Annotated in this window: 23 protein-coding genes; all 23 read right to left on the bottom strand. The window is 53.1% G+C overall.

All coding sequences use genetic code 11. From position 1 onward, the window contains the following. Positions 1-13 precede the first annotated feature (13 nt). Complete coding sequence (locus BQ5383_RS15175) at positions 14-769, bottom strand: flagellar hook-basal body protein (RefSeq protein WP_071433353.1); 756 nt, start codon at positions 767-769, stop codon at positions 14-16. A 25-nt stretch (positions 770-794) separates the two neighbouring features. After that, entirely contained in the window at positions 795-1616 is an 822-nt protein-coding gene (locus tag BQ5383_RS15170) for a sigma-70 family RNA polymerase sigma factor (protein WP_071433351.1), read from the bottom strand. A 29-nt stretch (positions 1617-1645) separates the two neighbouring features. Continuing rightward, positions 1646-3736, bottom strand: coding sequence for a flagellar biosynthesis protein FlhA (flhA, locus tag BQ5383_RS15165; RefSeq protein WP_071433349.1), 2091 nt, complete (start codon positions 3734-3736; stop codon positions 1646-1648). Positions 3737-3762: 26 nt separating this feature from the next. Next, entirely contained in the window at positions 3763-4833 is a 1071-nt protein-coding gene (gene flhB / locus BQ5383_RS15160; RefSeq protein WP_235821996.1) for a flagellar biosynthesis protein FlhB, read from the bottom strand. Positions 4834-4860: 27 nt separating this feature from the next. Next, on the bottom strand, positions 4861-5607 hold the full coding sequence (locus BQ5383_RS15155) for a flagellar biosynthetic protein FliR (RefSeq protein WP_268874642.1): 747 nt from the start codon (positions 5605-5607) through the stop codon (positions 4861-4863). A gap of 37 nt (positions 5608-5644) precedes the next feature. Next, on the bottom strand, positions 5645-5890 hold the full coding sequence (locus BQ5383_RS15150) for a flagellar biosynthetic protein FliQ (RefSeq protein WP_071433343.1): 246 nt from the start codon (positions 5888-5890) through the stop codon (positions 5645-5647). 19 nt (positions 5891-5909) lie between these two features. Next, positions 5910-6569, bottom strand: coding sequence for a flagellar type III secretion system pore protein FliP (gene fliP, locus BQ5383_RS15145; RefSeq protein ID WP_071433341.1), 660 nt, complete (start codon positions 6567-6569; stop codon positions 5910-5912). After that, the gene (locus BQ5383_RS15140; RefSeq protein WP_071433339.1) at positions 6553-6954 is read right to left on the bottom strand and encodes a FliO/MopB family protein; all 402 of its coding nucleotides are present in this window, start codon (positions 6952-6954) and stop codon (positions 6553-6555) included. Before BQ5383_RS15140 ends, fliP begins: the two co-directional genes overlap by 17 nt. Positions 6955-6959: 5 nt before the next feature. Then, a complete protein-coding gene (locus BQ5383_RS15135) occupies positions 6960-7325 on the bottom strand; it encodes a response regulator (RefSeq protein WP_071433337.1) in 366 nt (121 codons plus the stop codon). Positions 7326-7368: 43 nt separating this feature from the next. Further along, on the bottom strand, positions 7369-8838 hold the full coding sequence (fliN, locus tag BQ5383_RS15130; protein WP_071433335.1) for a flagellar motor switch protein FliN: 1470 nt from the start codon (positions 8836-8838) through the stop codon (positions 7369-7371). 5 nt (positions 8839-8843) lie between these two features. Continuing rightward, positions 8844-9857, bottom strand: coding sequence for a flagellar motor switch protein FliM (gene fliM / locus BQ5383_RS15125; RefSeq protein WP_071433333.1), 1014 nt, complete (start codon positions 9855-9857; stop codon positions 8844-8846). A 74-nt stretch (positions 9858-9931) separates the two neighbouring features. Beyond that, on the bottom strand, positions 9932-10681 hold the full coding sequence (locus tag BQ5383_RS15120) for an OmpA/MotB family protein (RefSeq protein ID WP_071435162.1): 750 nt from the start codon (positions 10679-10681) through the stop codon (positions 9932-9934). Between the two features lie 36 nt (positions 10682-10717). Then, positions 10718-11560, bottom strand: coding sequence for a motility protein A (locus tag BQ5383_RS15115; protein ID WP_071433331.1), 843 nt, complete (start codon positions 11558-11560; stop codon positions 10718-10720). Between the two features lie 34 nt (positions 11561-11594). After that, the gene (locus BQ5383_RS15110; RefSeq protein ID WP_071433329.1) at positions 11595-11813 is read right to left on the bottom strand and encodes a flagellar FlbD family protein; all 219 of its coding nucleotides are present in this window, start codon (positions 11811-11813) and stop codon (positions 11595-11597) included. 71 nt (positions 11814-11884) lie between these two features. After that, entirely contained in the window at positions 11885-12952 is a 1068-nt protein-coding gene (locus tag BQ5383_RS15105) for a flagellar hook-basal body complex protein (protein WP_071433327.1), read from the bottom strand. Between the two features lie 99 nt (positions 12953-13051). Continuing rightward, positions 13052-13429, bottom strand: a complete 378-nt coding sequence (locus tag BQ5383_RS15100; RefSeq protein ID WP_071433325.1) for a TIGR02530 family flagellar biosynthesis protein — start codon at positions 13427-13429, stop codon at positions 13052-13054. 25 nt (positions 13430-13454) lie between these two features. Beyond that, positions 13455-14042, bottom strand: a complete 588-nt coding sequence (locus BQ5383_RS15095) for a flagellar hook assembly protein FlgD (RefSeq protein ID WP_071433323.1) — start codon at positions 14040-14042, stop codon at positions 13455-13457. 17 nt (positions 14043-14059) lie between these two features. Further along, positions 14060-15166, bottom strand: a complete 1107-nt coding sequence (locus BQ5383_RS15090; RefSeq protein WP_071433321.1) for a flagellar hook-length control protein FliK — start codon at positions 15164-15166, stop codon at positions 14060-14062. 44 nt (positions 15167-15210) lie between these two features. After that, the gene (fliJ, locus tag BQ5383_RS15085; RefSeq protein WP_071433319.1) at positions 15211-15660 is read right to left on the bottom strand and encodes a flagellar export protein FliJ; all 450 of its coding nucleotides are present in this window, start codon (positions 15658-15660) and stop codon (positions 15211-15213) included. Positions 15661-15676: 16 nt separating this feature from the next. Continuing rightward, positions 15677-16975, bottom strand: a complete 1299-nt coding sequence (locus BQ5383_RS15080; RefSeq protein WP_071433317.1) for a FliI/YscN family ATPase — start codon at positions 16973-16975, stop codon at positions 15677-15679. A gap of 60 nt (positions 16976-17035) precedes the next feature. After that, a complete protein-coding gene (locus BQ5383_RS15075; protein WP_071433315.1) occupies positions 17036-17830 on the bottom strand; it encodes a FliH/SctL family protein in 795 nt (264 codons plus the stop codon). Further along, positions 17823-18869 carry a flagellar motor switch protein FliG gene (fliG, locus tag BQ5383_RS15070; RefSeq protein WP_071433313.1) on the bottom strand — a complete coding sequence of 349 codons (1047 nt, stop codon included), beginning with the start codon at positions 18867-18869 and terminating at the stop codon, positions 17823-17825. The genes BQ5383_RS15075 and fliG overlap by 8 nt, the downstream gene beginning before the upstream one ends. Further along, positions 18866-20470 carry a flagellar basal-body MS-ring/collar protein FliF gene (fliF, locus tag BQ5383_RS15065; RefSeq protein ID WP_071433311.1) on the bottom strand — a complete coding sequence of 535 codons (1605 nt, stop codon included), beginning with the start codon at positions 20468-20470 and terminating at the stop codon, positions 18866-18868. Before fliF ends, fliG begins: the two co-directional genes overlap by 4 nt. Positions 20471-20484: the final 14 nt, after the last annotated feature.

The raw sequence follows: 20484 nt of genomic DNA, 5'->3' as shown, positions 1-20484 counted from the left end.
CTCCCCCTGTCCGTTACATTCTTCCCAGCTCTGAGGTGGCCTTGGTCAGCACACCGTCATAGAGCTTGAGCACCTGGGCCGCGCTTTGCAGCGCCCGCTGCGCGCTCATCATCTGGCTCATTTCCCGGATCATATCCACATTGGAGCTCTCCAGGCTCTTCCAGATCACCGGTGTATCCGCTTCCCGCGCTCCCTGGCCGCCGGCGTCAAAAAGTCCGCTTTCGCTGATGGTCAGACGGTCATTGTCCCGGAAGGTAAACACACCCACCTTGCCGTAATATTCGCCGTCCTCCTGGCCATAAATTCCTCCCCGGGAATCCACCCGGATCTGGTCGGTATCCAGTTGGATGGGCCGTTTATCCTCATCCAGCACCCGTCCATAACCAGGCAGGTACAGATAACCGTTTTTATCCAGAGAAAAACTGCCGTTTCTGGTATATTCCACACCGTTATCGGTGCGGATCGCGAAGAACCCCTCTCCCTGGATGGCGAAATCCAGGTTGGAACCGGTTTCTTCCAATGCCCCCTGGCCATAGTCTATGGTCATTTCACCGGGAGCCAGCATACTGCTGCTCTGACCGATCACCTGATTGCCGCTCTTATCGGAATTTCCTATACGGCTGATGAGCACCTCACCAAAGGTGGTATCTGTATACTGCTGCTGCTTATAACCCGGAGTGCTGAGGTTGGTCATGTTGTTGCCCACCACATCCAGTCTTCTGCTCTGGGAAAGCATCCCGGAAGTAAGATCATAAAATCCTCTTGTCATATCAAAACCATTCCTTTCCTGGCGTTTACTGCTCCATTCGTTCCTTCAGAAAGATTCGCAGTCGCTGAATGGCGTGACTGTGGATCTGTGAAACACGGGGAGGGCTGACATCCATCACCCGGGCGATCTCCTTCATGGTCAGCTCTTTTTCATAATAAAGGGACAGCACCAGCCGCTCGTTGGGCCGCAGGGATTTGATTCCTTCAGCCAGGCATTCATGCAGTTCCTTCTCCTCACACAGCTCTTCCGGAGAATCTTCGCCGCCTTTTTTCTCTGCCATGGCCCCGGAAACACTGCCGTAGTTTTCCAGCAGCGCTTCAAAAGAGAGAAGATTGGCTCCCGCTGTGTCGGAGAGCATCTTTTCGTACTCTTCCTTGGTGACGCCCAGATAGTCCGCCACCTCCTGACTGACCGGCATATGGCCCAGCTCAATGGAAAGCTCTTCCACCGCCCGGCTCATTCGGTTGGCGGTCTGCCGCAGCTGTCGGGGCATCCAGTCCTGTTTGCGGCTCAGGTCGATGATCATGCCCCTGAGGCGTTTAGCCACATAGGTTTCCAGCTTGACGCCTTTGGATGGATCAAAGCGGTCCACCGCGCTCAGCAGCGCCAGCACCCCTTCATGGATCACATCATCCAGCTGACTGAAGCTGCTGTAAAGGCCACAGGTACGCAGCGCCACACGGCGGATCTGATCCTCGAAGCGCAGCACCAGCTCCCACTTCAGCTCGTTGTCCCCTGTTTCCTTATAACGACGGATAAGCTCGTCATTATCCAGCTGCTTCAGATCCTCCTTTACTTCCCGCGGCGTTTGGGAAACGACGGGGATTTCTTGTGTCGCGATACTCATGGACTGACCATCCTTTTTTTGTTAGCAAATTAAGCCCGCTGCTGCTGCGGCTGGAGAGAAATATTCCCGATGGCCTGGATCTGCACATCACTGGTGATCTCATTGAAAGACAGCACATAAACATCGGGATAAAACTGGGAAATCATCCGGCTGACATAGACACGGATGACCTGGCTGGTAAGCACCACCGGCGTCTGAGAAAGCTCCTCGAACTTTTTGCGAAGGTCCCCCAGCTGAGCAATCATCTGCTGCATCACATCGGGGCTCAGCGCCAGATATACTCCATGCTCCTTCTTGGTGAGGGCAGAGAGGATCTTGGTTTCCAGCTCCGCATCCAGCGTCACCACCCGCAGCTGACCATTGTCGCAGAACTTTCTGGTAATGGTACGGCTCAAAGCGCTGCGCACCTGTTCGGTAATCAGATCCAAATCCCGGGTGGTAGAACCAGCGTCCACAATGGTTTCCAGAATCACGCTCAGATCCTTGATGGGAATACCTTCCTTCAAAAGACTGCGGAGAATCTTTTCCAGGTTGGCGTAGGTCACCACATTGGGGATGGCGTCCGCCACCAGATCCGGTTCCGTCTTCTTCAGATTTTCCACCAGCTGCATTGTCTCAGTACGATTAAGCAGCTCGTAAGCGTGCTTTTTGATGGTTTCAGACAGGTGGGTAAGCATTACCGTCAAGGGAGAAATGACCGTGTAGCCATAAATCTCCGCCATCTCTTTGTTCTCCGGCAAAATCCAGCGGGACGGAATACCATAGGCAGGTTCCACTGTCTCAATGCCGTCGATCTCACCGGAGGGACTGGAGGGCTCCAGAGCCAGATAGTAGTCCACCAGAATTTCTCCCCGGGCTACCTCCTCTCCCCTGATACGGATCACATACTGATTGGTACCCAAAGAGGCTCCGTCATGGAGACGGATGGAGGGAATGACAAAGCCCATATCCTGAGCGTACTGCCGCCGGAAAATCACAATCCGGTTGATCAGCTTGCCGCCGCTGTGCTCGTCCACCAGCGGAATAAGGCTGTAACCGAATTCCATCTCAATGGGCTCCACCGTCAGCAGCGAGTAAACATTATTGATATCCTTGTAATAATCCGCCTCGCTGACCGCTTGGGTCTCCGGCACAGGCGCCGCGGTTTCCGCAGCCTCCTGCTGGGCTACAGCAGCTTCCTGGGACATCCGCTGACTTCCGATGTATCCTCCAACGCACAAAGCCGTACCCACAAACACCAGTGGTACTGTGGGTGAACCCGGGATCAGTCCCAGCACCACCAGAATGATACCGGTGGAGAGGATCGCCCGAGGCTGCGCCTTGAACTGGTGAACCACATCTTCATTCAAGCTGCCGTCGGAAACAGAACGGGTGACGATCATACCCGTTGCGGTGGAAATCATCAGCGCCGGCAGCTGTGAAACCAGTCCATCACCGATGGTGGCAATGGAATAAACACTCATGACAGAGGCCAGATCGCCTCCACCCTGAACCACGCCAATAATGATGCCCGCCACAAAGTTGATGGCGGTGATGATCAGAGACATTACCGCGTCGCCCTTGACGATCTTGGTTGCACCGTCCATGGCTCCGTAAAAATCCGCTTCCTTCTGGATCTTTTCCCGGCGCGCTCTAGCCTGTTTTTCATCAATCATGCCGGAATTGAGGTCCGCGTCAATGGCCATCTGCTTACCGGGCATAGCGTCCAGGGTGAAACGGGCCGCCACTTCAGCGACACGTTCCGCGCCCTTTGTAATGACGATAAACTGTACCAAAACAATAATCAGAAAGATCAGTACACCGATGACGATATTGCCCTGGGTAATAAGCTGTCCGAAAGAACGGATCACTACACCGGCGTCTCCTCCCTGGGAAAGGATCTTCCGGGTGGAAGAAACGTTAAGCCCCAAGCGAAACAGAGTGGTGATCAACAGCAGCGAGGGAAAGATGGAAAAATCCAGCGCTTCTGAAATGTTCATCGTGATCATGAGGATCATGATGGACAAAGAGATATTCACAACAATCAAAATATCCAGCATAAAGGTAGGCAGCGGTATGACCAAAAACAATACCACTACCACCACAAGCAAGGATACAGCGTTGTTCATGATTCGTTTCATAGCTTACAGGTTCCTACTTTCTCGCCCTATTTCATCTTTTCTTCCAGCCGGTAGAGGTACACCAGGACCTCCGCCACCGCATTATACAGCTCCGGGGGGATCTGCTGGTTGACCTCTGTGGTGGCATAAAGCGCCCGGGCCAGGGGTACATTTTCAATCACTGCCACATGATGCTGCTCCGCCATCTTCACGATCCGCAGCGCCAGATAATCCTGTCCCTTCGCCAGCACCACCGGGGCCTGATCCGTCTCAGCATGATACCGCAGCGCCACAGCAAAATGGGTGGGATTTCGGATCACCACATCCGCCTGGGGCACCTGCTGCATCATCCGGGACTGAGCCATCCGCCGCTGGAGCTGTTTGATTTTGCCCTTTACCTGAGGATCGCCCTCTGTCTGTTTATATTCCTCTTTGATCTCCTGCTTTGACATCCGCAGCTGACGTTCATAATCCCACCACTGATAGAAAACATCCGCTCCCGCAAGGACAATGTATGCCAGCAGGATCTGCATCACCAGCTGAAAGGAAAGACCGAACAAATGGGATGCCGCAGAGGGCAGATCGGTGTAAAAGTATTTGGGGAAAAGCGTCACCACGTCGGACAGAAAACTGTAAATGAGCCAAAGGAGCAGGCTGATCTTCAGGATGCCTTTGAGCGCCTCAATGAGGCTGCGCAGGGAAAACAGCCGTTTGATTCCCTGAATGGGGTTGAGGCGTTCCCACTTTGGCTTGAGTGCTTCTTTGGAAATGAGCATTTTGGTTTGAAACAATGTAGCCGCCACACCCATCGCCACCGCCGCCGCCAGAATCGGTCCGCCTGCCTTGACAAAAGTGAGCACAAACTGTTCCAGCAGCTCCCTGAGCTGATCTGTTACAGGCAGTTCCGGCTGAGAAGCCAAAACCATACAATAACGAAGGAAATTTTCCAGCTGTTCCACCGCTCCGGGCCCCATCAGGCGGATCACGCCGAAGCTGCACAGCAGCACCAGGACCGAAACCGCATCGTTGCTGAAAAAGATATTGCCTTTTTCCCGTTCATCCCGCCGTCGTTTAGGGGTTGCTTTTTCAGTTTTGGAACTGTCGGCCAAGCCAACCACCTCCCATATCGGCCAAGGGAAAAACGGTTATGGACCCACCAAAACCGCAAACAGCTGCTGCAGCCGGGAGAGCATCTGGAGCTCCACATCCAGTAAAAACTCATTGATGGGTGTCAGAAAGAGAAAGAAAAGTCCCAATCCAATGATTACCTTCAGCTCCATATTGATTACAAAAGCGTTGATCTGAGGGATCGCTTTCATCAGCATTCCCATTCCGATTTCACCCAGCAGCTCCGCCGCCAGAATCGGCAGCGCCAGCTTCACAGCCAAAACCATACAGGAAAGAAAAATCTCTGCTATGTATGAGGCTGCCGCTTCCCCCAGCGCCGCTGTCCCGTAAGGCAGCAGTTCTCCGGAAAGGGTCAAAATCCGAACGAGGGTGTAATGTCCATTCTCCGCAAAAAAGTCCAGGATCAATAAAATATTCAGCAGCGATCCTGTCACCGTCATATTGGTCTGCATACTGGCGTCGTAAATCTGCGCCATGGTCATGCCCATCTGGGTATCGATGATCTCTCCTCCCATTTGGGCCACAGACAAAAACAGACGGATCACAAAGCTCAGGGCGAATCCAACAGCCAGTTCCAGCAGCATCATTGCTGTAAAGGCCACCAGATTGGAAGGAAGCGGCGGCGCCGTTCCGTTCCACAGCCCGAAGGCGACAGCAGACAAGCCCATAATAAATCCTGCCTTCACCAAACCCGGCACCTGCTGCTGGCCCCAAAGCGGGTTAAACAGGACAAAGCCCGACATCCGCATGAAAATCAATTCCATTAAAAACAATTGGGCCCAATCCACCATCGCTCCGCCTTTACATCAAAGTGAACAGATATCTGGAAAAATCCAGCAGCGTCTCCAACATCCATTCGCCGCCCACCAGAAGAACCAATACCACTACCAGCAGTTTGAGCACAAAGGAAAGGGACTGCTCATGAATCTGAGTGACCGCCTGGAAAATGGCTACAATAATACCCACCAGCATACTTAGAAGCAGAATGGGTCCTCCCAGCTTCAGTGCGACGCCCACTCCCTGGCGCAGTACATCCACTACGTCCATCCAGGCCTACCTCCTTCCCTCATCGGAAACCCTGTACCAGTGTGGAAAACAGCAGCTCCCAACCATCCAGGGCAATAAACAGCAGCAGCTTAAAGGGCATGGAGATCATTGATGGCGGCAGCATGATCATTCCCATGGACATCAGCGTGGAAGCAACCACCACATCAATGAGCACAAAAGGTATGTACAGATAAAAACCGATCATAAAAGCCCGTTTCAGCTCGCTGGTCATAAAAGCAGGAACCAAAACACGCAGCGGGATATCCTGTACATTCTCCCCCTGAGGAACATCTATCTTGGCCAGACCGCAGAACAGCTCCAGAGAGCTTTTTTCCGTCTGCCGGGCCATGAACTCCTTCAGCGGCTGCTCTGCCCGGGTAAAGAACTCCTCCTGGGTGATTTCCTCAGCCATATAAGGCTCATAGGCATCCACCCGAATGTCATCCACCACCGGCGACATGGTAAAGAGGGTCAGAAACAAGGCCATTCCGATCAGCACCATGTTGGGCGGATTCTGCTGCAGACCCATGGCGGAGCGCAGAAAGGAAAATGAGATGATGTATCTGGTAAAAGAAGTCATCATCACCACCATGGATGGCAGAAGGGTAAGAAGAGTGGTAATAAAGATGATTTGGAGAGTTTGCACCTGTTCGCCGTTGACATTAATCAGCGCGTCCATTTTTTTCCTCTCCTTCCCCATCGGGCTTTTGCCGCAAAATTTTGTTCCGAAGCAGCTGCTCAAAGGTCTCCGCTGCCGGTGTGACGGACTGCCGCTCCGCTGACAGCCATCTTTCAGCTTCTTCCCTGGTAAAACGGTTCAGACAGGTGATGCCCCCAGGTGTACAGCCCAAAAGGTAGCAGTCATCGCCAACCTTCACCAACAGCAGTTTCTGGTCCTTTCCCACAGGTATCTGTTCCAGAATCGTCATGGAGCGCCGGAACAGACGGCCCGTTCCTCCGGAAGCTGACCGACCGGCCACATGGCGGGTGAACAGATAAGCCAAAACCAGAATCGCTGCTGTCACAAACAGCGTCCGCAGCACATCCATCAACTCTGTGGTCATGGTGTTTACTTGCTGCCCAGAATGGTGGTGACAGTTTTCATCAGCCGGTCCTCTTTAAAGGGCTTGACGATGAAGTCCTTGATGCCTGCCTGTACCGCCTCCAGCACCATAGCCTCCTGGCCCATGGCGGAGCACATAACCACATTGGCGTTTTTGTCACCGGCACGGATCTCCTTGAGGGCTGCCAGGCCATCCATGTTGGGCATCGTGATATCCATCAGCACCAGATCGGGCTGGAGTTGTTTATACTTCTCCACTGCGTCCATTCCGTCCACCGCTTCATGGATGTCGCTGTATCCGTTTTTGGTCAGTATGTCGCGAATCACCTTCCGCATAAAAGCGGCATCATCAACAATCAAAATCTTGGCCATTTTTCTCATCCTTTTCTGTAGGTTTTCCTTTGTAGTTTATGCTTCAGCTCTTTTGAGCCAGATCCAACAAATGGGGCTGCTTGAGCACCTCGGTGATACGCACACCAAAGTTGTCATCAATGACCACCACATCTCCCCGTGCCACACACAGTCCGTTGACCAGAATGTCCACCTGATCTCCAGCCAGCTTGTCCAGCACCACCAGAGAGCCTTTGGAGAAGGTGAGGATTTCCTCCACCTTTCTTCTGGTGCGGCCGATCTCCACCGAGATTTCCAGGGGAACGGACATGATCAGATCCAGATTCCGTGCCTGTTCCTCTCCCAGTGTTTTGGTCAAATCCAATTCCGGCAGCTGTACCGGCTTTGTATTGATCACCTTGGGAGCCGGCTGATAAAGAGGCTGAGGCTGCTGGTAAACAGGCTGCTGATAGACCGGCTGCTGCTGATAAGCAGGTTGTGCCTGTACAGGCTGTTGGTAAACGGGGGGCTGCTGATAAACCGGCTGAGGCTGTGCCGGTACCGGCTGCTGATAGGGTGCGGGAGCGGGCTGGACAGGAGACACTTGCTGCGCTGCCATCTCGGCCGACATGCCGCCCATCAGACGCTCGATTTCCTCCTGGCTGAGTTTTCCGCCAGATGGATTCTGCTCTGCTTGGGGAGGAGGTGTCTGCTGTGCGGCCATACCGCCCATCAGGCGCTCGATCTCCTCCTGGCTGAGCTTGCCGCCGGAGGGATTCTGCTGTGTCTGCGGCGGCGTTTGCTGACCGGATGGCGCTGCGCCGCCCATCAGGCGCTCAATTTCCTCCTGGCTGAGCGTACCACCGGAAGAACCGGTTTCCGCCTGCTGCGCCGCAGGCTGCTGTGGCTGCTCCGGAGCGGAAACTGTTTTGGGTGCCGCGCTGGCTGACAGGCTGTCTTCTCCCATACCAAAACCGGAAAGCAGTTCCCGTGCCAAATCCACCGACATAACATTGACAAATTCGCTCTGCAAAATGTTTTCGATGCGCAGCATGAAGCGCACAACCACCAGCAAACCGTCCGCCGTGCGGAAATGGTCATTTTTAAACTGCGCCAAATCATCCAGGGTGTAGGATGTGGGGGTTGAGATATTCACCGGCCGGCCCAGAAAATCCGAGAGAGCGGTGGATGCTGCTCCCATCATCTGATTCATCACTTCGCACACCGCGCTGATGGTCAGATCATTGAGCTCAAACTCCTCTTCCGGCATTTCCGAACCCATCAGGATATCCACAATCACCTTGACGTCGTTGCGTTTGAGCAGCATGATATTGCTGCCTTCCAGTCCGGAAACATATTTGATTTCCACCGCAATGGCCGGCTCCAGATCTCCCAGACTGAACTCCTCCACCGGTACCACGGATACCATCGGCGTGGTGATATCCACCCTGTGATCCAGCAGATTTGAAACCGCGGTGGCCGAGGAACCCAGGCTGATATTCATCACTTCGCCAATGGCATCCAATTCCATCGCGTTAAATACTTTTTGTTCCATAGCCCTTACTTTTCCCTTCTTCCATGATCCTCATAGGTCTCCACAACTTTGACCGCCATATAGTCGTTTTGCGTACCTATTTTTCCACTGAACCACGGCCTGCCTCCCACATAAAGCTGAACAGGCTCCGAAGCCGCGTGTCCCAAATCAATCACATCGCCCACATGGAGGCAATAGATATCCTGAAGCTGCAAAGTGGTACGGCCCAATTCGGCGGTGAGCTCCAGCTGGGAATCCCGGAGAATTCCCATAATTTCTTCGGAGTTGTCTTCTCCTCCGCCCCGGCCGGTCTGATTCCCGGATGTGATCTTGCCGAAAATATTGGTGAGCATCATCCCCGGCAAGCAGATATTCATCTGTCCGGAAACGTTGGGAAACCGGATGCTGACTCCAACAATAACCACTGTTTCATCCACGCCGATGAGCTGCACCAACGTTGGATTGGTTTCAACCCGGCGGAATTTGAAGTCGACATCCAGATAATTTTCCCAACTGTTCCCCAGTATCTGGATCATGTCCTTAACGATACTCTCATAAAGCTTCAGCTCCAGATCGGTCATGTTGTAGCCGGCGGAAATCCTCATTCCCAAATTTCCGTCACCACCCATCAGACGATCCATCATACTGAGCATCAGCGAAGTAGTGAAATGGAACAGTACAGGGGTCTCCTCCTGCTGAGGCTTCTTTTCAATTTCCACCTCTGCCAGGGAAAGTACATCGCCTTCGGAAAGGGCGTTGGAAAACTCGTAATACCGCTGCTCCTCCACCGACTCCACCTCGATTTCACAGGTGGTATGGAGAAGACCGTTGATTCTGGAGTTGAGTATCCGGGTATAATTTTCAAAAATGCTCCCCAGCATCTTCAACCGGTCTTTGGTAAACTTACGGGGGCTGTAAAAATCATACTTGCGGTACTTTTTCTCCCCACTCTTTTCTTTTGTTGCCTCCAGATCCATTTCCCCGCTCCGCGCGGCCTTGAGCAGGCTGTCAATCTGACTTTGTGACAGAACCTCCGCCATTTTTCTCACCTCCCGTCCGGTTACAGCTACTGGTGATGCTTACAACGGCCTTTCGCCGCCGTTTCGCCGCAGTCTCATTCATTGGCTTGTTCGCTCCGCATGGTATAATACTGTGTAATACTGTCTCCATATTCGCCGTCCAGCTGCAGACCGCTTACCACCAGCTCTACCCGGCGGTTTTTCTCCCGATCCGCGGAAGTGTCGTTTTCCGCCACAGGACGCCATTGACCATATCCCACACTGACCAGTCTTGCTGGATCAATGATATTTTTCTCCTGTAAATAAATCGTCACCATCGTGGCCCGATTGGAGGCCAGAAAGCGGTCCGCTTCCACATTATTGGGACGGTCGGGTACCATCTGCGCGGTATGTCCCAAAACCCGGATCTCATTGATGGATTCCCCTGCTTCGGACAGTGGCAGGGCGATTTGATCCAATACCTTTTTTCCGTCTTCCCGCAGCACATAACTGTCCCCGTCAAAAAACACTGTATCGTCAAAGGATACAAAGACATATCCGCTTCCTCTGGTGAGACTTGCTTTGTCGCTCAATCCAGATTCGGCGATATATTGAGACAACGTCTGGTAAAGCTCATCCATATTCTGATCAATTTCTGTTTGAGTGACACCGCCGCCCTGTTCCTGGTTGACAACTTCCTCTATATTCTGGCTGGGATTAAGGGACGCCACCAGGGCGATCCATTTGTTCTTATCCATATTGGACATGGAATACAGCATCACGAAAAAGCATAACAGCAGCGTTACCATGTCGCCATAGGTATCCATCCAGTTGGCGCCGCCACTGCCACCTTTCTTTTTTTTCATCAGTTCCATCCCCCCAACATCAGCTCAGCGACATCATCACTGCGCCTGGTCGTTTTGTCCCTGCCCACGTTTCGCCTTTTTTCCATTTCCCGCGCCGCGATCTCTCTGTTTCTGATTCATAAAGGTCAGCAGACGCTCACGGAGGAACTTGGGATTCTCACCGGACTGGATGGCCATAATTCCTTCCAGAATAATCTCCCGGCAAACCACTTCCTCCTCATCCCGGGCCGCCAGATTGGCCGCAATGGGATTGAACAGTACATGGGCCAGCAAAGAGCCGTAAAAGGTGGTGATCAGAGCCACGCCCATATTGGGTCCGATAGAGCTCATATCAGCGGCTTCCAGATTGAAAAGCATTTTGATCAGACCGATCAGTGTTCCCACCATACCGAAGGCGGGAGCGGCATTGGAGCCCCGCTCATACATGGCGATTACTTCTCCATGACGTTCCGAGGTCTGTTCAATATCATTGGTAAGGATGCTGCGTACCCGGTCCGGATCGGTGGCATCCACGATCAGCATGATCGCCTGCTTGAAAAAAGGATCTTCCTGCTGGTTGGCCCTTTCTTCCAGAGCCAGCAGACCGTTTTTACGGGCGATCTGCGCCAGCTCCGTCAGTTCATCGATGTATTTCTCCGGATCAAAGGTTTTGGTATGGAGCATGATGCGGAAGTGAGACACAATGGAACGTACCTGCTTGGGATAGCAAGCCACAACCACCGCAAAGGTGCCGCCCAAAACGATCAGGGCGCTGGCAGGATCCAGAAAAAGCTTCAGGGCGTCCAGATTGAGCCAGGAATCAGCCCCCAAATCCACCACAATGCCAAAGCCTACAAAGAATACGGCCAACAGCATACCGATCAAGTATACGATATTCATATCTCGTCCTCTGTTTCTCCGATGTCCGGCTTATTCAGCTGCGCTTGTCTGAAACGGTGATCGCCCGGTGAATATCCTGTATCTTCGCGTTATACTCCGCGATCTTCTGGATAATTTCGTCCACCTTGTCCTGCACAATGTAGTAGTCATGGTTCATCATAACAATCTTGCTTTCGGGAATCAGTTCGATATACTCAATCTGGTTGTGGTTGAGCAAAAACTTCTCACCGTTCATTTTCTTCAGCACGATCATAAAACTCACCCTCCTGCGTTTTCCCCGGCGGACCTGACGGCCCGCCGGTTCACCGAGCCGACCCTATGGGATCAGCGTTTCATATTCACCAGTTCCTCCAGCATGGAGTCAGTTACCGTAACGATACGGGTATTGGCCTGATAGCCTCTCTGATAAGTAATCATATTGGCAAACTCGGTAGCCAAATCGGTACCAGAACCTTCCCGGAAGCCAGGAAGCAGGGACGCGCCGCCTGAGCCCAGCATGGTGCTCAAATCGCCCTGTGTCTTGTTGTTGAGATACTGCCCGCCCAGAGAACCGCCGGGAGCACAGATGCTCAGATCACCGGCGCCCTCCAAAGCCTGATAATAAGGTCCTTCGGTGTGGGTCAGACCGCTGGGATTGGGAACAGTACCCAAAGCGATATAGCCGATGGTCACCGGATCTTTGGTTTTGCCGTTGAAACAGGTGATCTTACCGCTGGCATCAATGCTCAGGCTGTTGTAGCTGATGCAGTCGTAGTCATCGTATTTGTCATAATTGTTGGTACCGTCAGCGTTTACGCCGGGATAAATGGCATCACCCACGCTGGCTCCTGCCGGCTCTCCATCCTTGGTGGCTGCTCTGGGCAGACGGATGGGCACCAGCTGGGTGCTGATGGCGTCTCCCGTCAAACCAGGAGTGGTGTTCTTGCCGTTTTCATCGCCGTTGCAGGTAACAAAGCCATAGACAATGTTGCCGTAGCCATCGGTGAGATAGCCGTTGTTATCAACACGCAAATCGCCCACTCTGGTAAGCAGCAGCTTATCCAGGTTATCCAGATCCACACCTTCCTTGCTGCCTACCAGCAGGAAACCGTCTCCCTGGATTGCCACATCGGCGGCATTGCCGGTGGATTCCAAATTCATGGAGGACATATCCAGGTCGATGGTACCCACGCTGCATCCATAACCGGTCTGGCGGGGATTGGTTCCGCCTATGGTATCTGTTCCGTTGGAACCAGCTGCCTGAGTGGAATAAATGCTTTCTTTAAAGGTGACCCGACCAGCCTTGTAGCCAGGTGTATTGACGTTTGCCACGTTGTTGCCCACCACAGTCAGGGCATCCATATGGGCCTTCAGGCCCGCAATACCTGCGCTCATCGCTCCTGTAAGAGCCATAATTAACCATACTCCTTTGTCTTTTGCCTTGAGGCGCGTTACCGGGAAACGATCAATCGGATCCTTCCCGAAGCATCCTTTCGGTCCTGCTTCCTGTTTTTACAGAATCACCGCGCCGTCAATGTTGGTAAAAATATTTTCTTTCATTTCATCCTGGGACATCGTGGTGATGACCCGGTTGTTGGGGACGTTGATAATAAAAGCCAGACTGCGGTCCAAAGCCAGAATGTTGGTAGCGCCTTTTGCCTGCGCCCGCTCCACCGAATCGGTAAGCCTGCTGACCAGATGGGGCGTCACTTCGATTCCTCGTTCTTCCGCCCGTTCCATGGCGTGTTTGGAAAAAGCCACCTGATGGGCCTGTGCTTTCTCCAGCTCCTGCTGGAACGTACCGCCGGAAGATGTGCTGCCGCAGCTGCCGGTATCCACTTTTTGTGCCGCGGGGTCCAGAGCAATCTGCCTTGTTACACCATCAATCATCGGCGTTTTCATCCTTTCGCCCTGTTTACTCAGTAGTGGGCGGAACCTCGCTGCCACCTTCGGTGCCGTCTCCGCCTTCTCCTTCGCCTTCACCCTCGCCGCCATCCGGTTCTTCCGGAACCTCCGGCAATGTACCCACTGCCATGATGTCGCTGAGGGCATACATTTCTCCATCCACAAAGATGACCGAAATTCCCTGATAGGTTCCTGTACCTGTTACAGTGCCGACGATTTCTTCCAGCTTGTTGTCATCATCCAAACGGCCTACTGTAACGGTTTTGCCCACCAGTGACGCGGCATAGTTGAGGGTGCTGGCATCCACCATGGCCTCCACGCTGTCCTTCACAGTGGCAAGCATCTCTACTGTAGACATCTGTACCAGCTGGTTGAGCATCTCGCTGGTATCCGCAGTATTATCCATTGTTTGGTTCTGGAGCTGCTGGACCATCAACTGAAGAAAGTCCTCAAATTCCAGCCCAGAATCATCCGGATCCTTGACGGTGATGCCCAGTTTGCCCAAATCCTCATCGGTAGGCGCCGCTGTGGTTCGGGATGTATAGGCGCTGTTCCCCGCCATCGTATCCAGAGACAGCGGCATAAATTCACTGCTCATATTTTCTTTCCTTCCTTTCAGACTTCCAATGGAACAAGTCCCAAACGAAGCTGATGCAAAAACTCATCTGTCCGTTCCTGGGACCGGCGGTGCTGTTGCTGCTGCTGTTGCTGCTCCTGTCCGCTGTGTCCCTCTCCCTGGCGCTGCTGCCATGGCTGTCCATCGGTATTCTGGTGGTGTACCTCCACATGAACCTCTCCCTGACGCCCATTCTGCAGCATCATTCCCAATGTGCCGGAATGTTCGCTGAGCAGCTTGGCTGCCTGGTTGTTGTCAGTATGAAGCACCACATGGAGCGCCCCTTCACCATCCTGGAGCAGTTCCACTGTCACTTCGCCCAGATGTTCCGGACTCAGCTTCAGCTCCAACCGTTGAGCACCGCTGTCCAAAGCCTGAGAGATCTCCCCAGACAGACGGTTGTCAAAATCCTCCGCCTGTGTATCCAATGGAACGTCACCCACTCGCTGGGGCATGGACTCCACCCCTTCAAACAAGGGCTGTTCTGTCTGTCCGGCGCGGGAAGCGGAAACCTGAACATCTGTCAGATGTCCATGAAAAGAATCATCCTTTTCTTCCGCCATGGCACTGCCATTTCCCTGGGACCGGGCACCCTGCCCCTGCTGGATCTGAGGATTTTGTTCTTCCGGCGCCTGTACCAGCTGAGAAACCTTGTCCGTCATCGGCTGCGTTTCCGGCATTCCATCCTGGGGCTGTGCTGCCGCGGCAGGATCAGCTGTCTCTGCTGTCTGGAGCACCTGGGAAATCGCCGGTGCCGCAGGCATCGCCTCTCCCTGGACTGACGCCAGTGGTGTCATGCCTTCCATCACCGCATCGGCCGTCTGAAAGGTCTGCATCCCTGCTGCCAGCTGGGCCTGAGAAGTCAGCCACTGACCTGAGGTCATCGCGGCGGTGCTTTCCGCGGCGGATGGATTCTCCTGTGCCGAAACACCCTGAGGATTTTTATCCTCCTGTCTGTCGGCCTCTGTTTTTTTCTCCTCCAGCAGGCTGTGGAAACCGCTTTTCTCCTCTGTCTGCTCCGGTTTGGAAGCTGACTGGGACATCTGCGGCTGGATCGTTTGACTGGCCGCGTAAGTCATCTGCAAAATCATATCGTTCATCTTCATCTTGTCTCACCTCCTTTCGCCGCTTTTCAGAACACAGCAAATCTTTATGCGCCCGCAGACATGACACGCTGGGCGGCTACCAATTCTTCAATAAAAATTTCTTCGCTCTTTTCCACCTCTTTGAGATAGGTGGTATGTTTCTTTTCCCGAAGCTTTTCCAGGGAAGTGGTGTCCTGGCGGGCCAGGATCATTTGAGCCCGTTTTTCCTCCGCCTCCTGCTGAAAGGCAAGAAGCTGCTGGGTGTTTTGTTCCACTTCCTTCTCCCAAAAGCGCAGATCATTTTCAAAACGGAGGGCCTCCGCAATGGTGATTCCCTCGGCTTCCGCGCTGCGGAACTCCTGATTGCAGGAGCGATACGCCTCCTTGGTTTGGGCCAGCTTCAGTTCCTGGCGGCGCACCCGATCGGTCAGGATGGCATATTCATTTTGCAGCTCATCCAGAACCTGCTGCTTGTAACCCAAAACCGAATCCAAAGAAAACTTGAAGTTTTTCATCGTTCAGCCGCTCCTTTTACAAAAGATTGCGCATGACCTCCAGGTCCTCTTCATAGGAGAAGGTTTCATTGACACCCTGCATCAAAAACTGATTGATGCCATCGATCTTGCTCAGCGCATAGTCCAGCTTGGCGTTGGTGCCCGCCTTGTAAGCGCCGATGGAAACAAGGTCCGCATTTTTTTCATAGACCGCCATTACATCCCGGATCTGCGCCGCCAGCCGTTTATGCTCATCGGAAACGATATCCGCCATCAGACGGGAAATGCTGGCGCTGATGTCGATGGCGGGAAAATGACTGCTGTTGGCCAGCTTTCTTGAAAGGACGATATGACCATCCAAAATACCCCGCACAGTATCGGCGATGGGCTCGTTGGTATCGTCACCTTCCACCAGCACGGTATAAACCCCGGTGATGGAACCCTTCTGGAAATTTCCGCTGCGCTCCAGCAGCTTTGGAAGCTGGGCATAAATGGAGGGAGTATAACCACGGGAGACGGGAGGCTCCCCCACCGCCAAACCGATTTCCCGCTGAGCCATGGCAAAACGGGTCAATGAATCCATCATCAGCAGTACGTCATACCCCTGATCACGGAAATACTCTGCAATGCCAGTGGCCACGGAAGGACATTGTTTACGAAGCATGGCAGGCTGATCGGATGTTGCCACTACCAGTACAGAACGTCTCATGCCCTCAGGTCCCAGATCCTTTTCCATAAATTCCAGCACCTCACGGCCACGCTCTCCCACCAGGGCAATCACATTGATATCCGCTTTGACGTTTTTTGCGATCATACCCATCAGGGTACTTTTTCCCACTCCGGAGCCTGCAAAAATGCCCACACGTTGGCCTTTGCCGATGGTGAGCATGCTGTCAATAGCCTTGACGCCAAACTCCATTCGCTGGCGGATGGGAGGACGGGTCATGGGGTTGATATATTGGTTATTCTCCACACAGAAAAGCGTTCCTTCCGGGAATGGCCCCTTGCCGTCGATGGGCTGTCCCAGGGCGTTGATCACACGTCCTTTCAGAAAAGGACCCATCATCAGGCTGAGCCTCCTGCCGGTGTTGCGGACAAAGTTACCAGCGGAGATGCCGCTCATATCTGAATAAGGCATCAGCAGAAGGTGGTCATTTTTAAAACCCACCACCTCTGCCATCACCTGTCCGCCGGAGCTGCCATTGTAAATCTGGCAGATATCCCCCACCGCGGCCCGTCCCGAGGCTTCAATGGACATTCCCACAATGTTTTCAATTTTTCCGGTATAGCTGATGGTTTCAGCCTCCCGTACCTGCTGAATCATTTTCTGAAACATCCATTTCACCTTCTTTCCGGACCACTGGATGTGGATTGATCCAAAAGATCATCTGCACCGTCACTCTTCACTGAGTATGTTTCTGATATTCTGAAGCTGTGTAGACGCGCTGGCGTCAATGATTTCATCAGGCATCTCAATAATACAGGTGCCCGCCTCATCCTCCGGCATGGGGATGATCTTGATATGCTCTGAAAGTCCCGCAAGGGAGGTCATCAGTTCCGGTGTGATCTGAGCAAGCTCCTTGGCGCTGTAACCGCCCACATAAATGTGGACCCATTGGCGGCGTTTGAGCTTTTCGGTGGCCACCTGAATCATTCGGGCAATAACGGCGCAGCTGCTTTTAAGGCTGATATGGATCACCTTTTCCGCAACCGCAATGCTCAGATCCCGCATTTCATCCTGATATTGCTGGAGCATTTCATCCCGGGCCTCCGTGGCCTTGACCAGGAACTGCTGCACCTGCTCCGTCTGATCATGCATCTGCTGTTCCAGATTGCGCTGACCTTCCACCTGAGCTTTCCGCAGGCCTTCCTCATAGCCCTGACGGTATCCATCCGCCTTGGCCTCTTCCCGGATTTGCGCTGCCTCTTCTTCTCCCCGGCGTCTGTATTCCTCCAGCAGCTCCTCGGCCCGGCGCTGAGCGTCTTCCATGATCTCCTGGGCCTGCACCTTGGCGAAACTGACTACCGATCCGCCGTTTTCCGGCTGCTGCTCCTGCTTTTGTTCGGCAGAATCCTGCTGTTCATCCTTGCCTTCAGCCGCGTCATCTGTGTCCACGGCGATTTCATCCACGTCCTGGAACACAAATTGGTTCACCGCCGGCTTCAGGAAGCTTTTGAAAATACTAGGCAATGATCTCGTCCTTTCCACCCTTGATAATGATCAGCTCGTTTTTCTCCTCCAGGTCCCGGATGACAGAAACGATGCGCTGCTGTGCCTCTTCCACATCCCGGATGCGGACGTTGGTGGTAATGTCCAGATCGTCCCGGATACTCTGGGCCATTCTGCTGGACATATTGGAAAATATCTTGTGGGCCACATCGTTGTTGCTGCCTTTGAGGGCCAAAACCAGATCCCTGGGATTGCACTCCCGCAGGAAGCGCTGCACCGAGCGGTCGTCCATGGTGATAATATCCTCGAACACGAACATCCGCTTGCGAATCTCATCCGCCAGTTCCTTGTTGCGTTCAGAGAGATGATCGAAGATGCTCTTCTCACTGGCGCGATCCAGATTGTTCATGATGCTGGCGACATAATCCACGCCGCCCACCTTGACATTGTTGGTGCTGACCAGATTGGTGAATTTCTTTTCCATCTCCGCCTCGATGATCTTGACAGCGGTAGGAGAAGCGCTTTCCATGTTAGCGATCCGCTCCACTACATTCATCTGTATATCCGGGTCCAGCTCCTCAATAACGGCAGCAGACTTTTCCGGATCCACATAAGAAAGTACCAAAGCGATGGTCTGAGGTCTTTCATGCTGAAGCGCCGCATACAGAGACTTCTCATCCGCCTTGTTGAGGAAGGAAAACTCTCTGTTTTTCAGGGTCTTGGTCACCTTGTCCAACAGGTTGTCCGCAGCCTGAACGCCGTAAGCCTTTTTCAGTACCTCTCTGGCATACTCCAGGCCGCCTTCTGTTACCGCCTTGTTGGTCTGGCACATTTGATAATATTCCTTGAGCACCTCTTCAGTGGTCTCGGAATCCACATATCCCAGCTTAGCGACCTCCAATGTGATCTGCTCCACATCTTCAGGATCCATATACTGATATAACTGGGAGGCTTTGTCCGCGCCCAGCGAAACGATCACCGCAGCCGCCTTCTGCTGCCTGGCCAGTTTCTGAGACCCGTGGCCGTTTTTCACACCAGCCGCTCCTGCTGTGTCGCTCATTCTGTACTATCTCCTTCCCGCAGCCAGCTCTTGACCATCTGCGCCGCGATCTCAGGATTTTCCTCCGCAAACTTGCGGACATCCTTCCGCAGCTCCATGCTCTTTTCCGTCTGCATATCCATGATCTCGGCTCCCTCCTTTATAGTGCGAGCCCGCTCCCGTGCCTGAGCATCCTGCAGCGCCTTCTCAGCCAGACGCGCCTTCTTCTTGCGTCTGCGATGAGAAATCAGCAGCACCAACAGCAGGATCAGCACCAGAGCTCCGCCGCCTATAGCGGCATACAGCACCCATTCAGGCAGCTCCTCCGGAGAAGGAAGAGGAAGCACGCTGGGCTGATAGAAAGGAGCAACCAGCACATGGATTTTTTCCTGCTGCTGCACAGCACTGATACCGGCTGCCCGGGCAATATGAGCGTACAGATCCTCCTCGCTCACCGATCCGCCCGCATCGGCATTGATGGTTACAGAAACCATCAGGTCGGTAACGGTTCCGGCCATATGCTCCGTCTGCTGCTTCTGCTGGTCCACAAGATACTCTTTTTCACCGGAAATGCTGGAAGCCGTTTCGTTCCCGTTTGTTTCCAGCTCATCTTCATTATAAGTAGGAATATCAGAATTGGTCTCGCTGCCGGCTATACCACCTGCAACAGTACCATCATCCCGGACCACCTGCTGATCATAAATCTTTTTGCCGATGATCCCTTCGCCGCCGGTACTGCCGCCCTGTGCCCAATCTTCCAGGCTGTAGTCGGTCGCGTCGGTATAAATACGGTCAACATTGATATTGCTGTTGACACTCACACGGACATTGTCTGTACCGTACAGCGGAGCCAGCACCTGCATGATGTTGGTCCGCACAGTATTGTTGACCTGGGTCTCCAGCTGAAGCTTCAGCTGGGAAGAATCCTGAATATTGCCCACGGTATCAGACGGGGAATACACATTGCCGTAGGAGTCCACAATGCTGATGTTCTCCACCTTCAGCCCCTGAAGGGCACGGCTGACCAAGGTCTGGATTCCTTTGGCCTGGGTGGCTTCCAGGGTTCTTCCGGCCTTCATGGTCACCGCTACATAGGCGGAAGCCTCCACCACGTTGCCTGCATCCAGCACATAGGTATTGTCTTCTCCCGGCGTAAACTGAACTACCGCATCCTGCACACCATCCATACTGCGGATGACGGCGGCGGTGCGGTCCTGTAATTCATAAAGAATCAATGTATTTCTTTCAGCCTCAGTGGTCAGGCTTCCCACATGGTCAAAATATGTGGAGTAGGCAAAACCGGAATTGGGATAACCTTGTGTCAGCAGCTGCGCCTTCAAACTGTTTTCCTGGTCCTCCGGCACCAAAATGGTGTTATTGCCGCTTATTTTAAAATCTGTGATCCCCTGATCGGAGATGTAGGAAACAATTGCCGTCAAATCGCTTTGATTGAGTTCGGTAAACAGTGTGGCATAGGGCTTGTTGATCTGATATGCCACCAGAATCCCGATGACCGCCAGCATCAGCACCAGCAAAACAGCCAGAGCGATTTTAACGTTTTTCCCTGTATTCTTCCAAAAACGCTTTCCACTTTCCAGAAAGCCCTTTACCTTCTCTTGCACAGCTCTTGCCCTCG

It is taken from the genome of Angelakisella massiliensis (assembly GCF_900104675.1).
Taxonomy (GTDB): Bacteria; Bacillota; Clostridia; order Oscillospirales; family Ruminococcaceae; genus Angelakisella; species Angelakisella massiliensis.
This window is presented reverse-complemented; position numbering and strand designations above follow the sequence as displayed.

Bases quoted from the DNA above. Each gene is read 5' to 3' on its own strand.
- BQ5383_RS15175 (WP_071433353.1), bottom strand. From the start codon at position 769: ATGACAAGAGGATTTTATGATCTTACTTCCGGGATGCTTTCCCAGAGC.
- BQ5383_RS15170 (WP_071433351.1), bottom strand. From the start codon at position 1,616: ATGAGTATCGCGACACAAGAAATCCCCGTCGTTTCCCAAACGCCGCGG.
- flhA (WP_071433349.1), bottom strand. From the start codon at position 3,736: ATGAAACGAATCATGAACAACGCTGTATCCTTGCTTGTGGTGGTAGTG.
- BQ5383_RS15155 (WP_268874642.1), bottom strand. From the start codon at position 5,607: ATGGAATTGATTTTCATGCGGATGTCGGGCTTTGTCCTGTTTAACCCG.
- BQ5383_RS15150 (WP_071433343.1), bottom strand. From the start codon at position 5,890: ATGGACGTAGTGGATGTACTGCGCCAGGGAGTGGGCGTCGCACTGAAG.
- fliP (WP_071433341.1), bottom strand. From the start codon at position 6,569: ATGGACGCGCTGATTAATGTCAACGGCGAACAGGTGCAAACTCTCCAA.
- BQ5383_RS15140 (WP_071433339.1), bottom strand. From the start codon at position 6,954: ATGACCACAGAGTTGATGGATGTGCTGCGGACGCTGTTTGTGACAGCA.
- BQ5383_RS15135 (WP_071433337.1), bottom strand. From the start codon at position 7,325: ATGGCCAAGATTTTGATTGTTGATGATGCCGCTTTTATGCGGAAGGTG.
- fliN (WP_071433335.1), bottom strand. From the start codon at position 8,838: ATGGAACAAAAAGTATTTAACGCGATGGAATTGGATGCCATTGGCGAA.
- fliM (WP_071433333.1), bottom strand. From the start codon at position 9,857: ATGGCGGAGGTTCTGTCACAAAGTCAGATTGACAGCCTGCTCAAGGCC.
- BQ5383_RS15120 (WP_071435162.1), bottom strand. From the start codon at position 10,681: ATGAAAAAAAAGAAAGGTGGCAGTGGCGGCGCCAACTGGATGGATACC.
- BQ5383_RS15115 (WP_071433331.1), bottom strand. From the start codon at position 11,560: ATGAATATCGTATACTTGATCGGTATGCTGTTGGCCGTATTCTTTGTA.
- BQ5383_RS15110 (WP_071433329.1), bottom strand. From the start codon at position 11,813: ATGATCGTGCTGAAGAAAATGAACGGTGAGAAGTTTTTGCTCAACCAC.
- BQ5383_RS15105 (WP_071433327.1), bottom strand. From the start codon at position 12,952: ATGGCTCTTACAGGAGCGATGAGCGCAGGTATTGCGGGCCTGAAGGCC.
- BQ5383_RS15100 (WP_071433325.1), bottom strand. From the start codon at position 13,429: ATGATTGATGGTGTAACAAGGCAGATTGCTCTGGACCCCGCGGCACAA.
- BQ5383_RS15095 (WP_071433323.1), bottom strand. From the start codon at position 14,042: ATGAGCAGTGAATTTATGCCGCTGTCTCTGGATACGATGGCGGGGAAC.
- BQ5383_RS15090 (WP_071433321.1), bottom strand. From the start codon at position 15,166: ATGAAGATGAACGATATGATTTTGCAGATGACTTACGCGGCCAGTCAA.
- fliJ (WP_071433319.1), bottom strand. From the start codon at position 15,660: ATGAAAAACTTCAAGTTTTCTTTGGATTCGGTTTTGGGTTACAAGCAG.
- BQ5383_RS15080 (WP_071433317.1), bottom strand. From the start codon at position 16,975: ATGTTTCAGAAAATGATTCAGCAGGTACGGGAGGCTGAAACCATCAGC.
- fliG (WP_071433313.1), bottom strand. From the start codon at position 18,869: ATGAGCGACACAGCAGGAGCGGCTGGTGTGAAAAACGGCCACGGGTCT.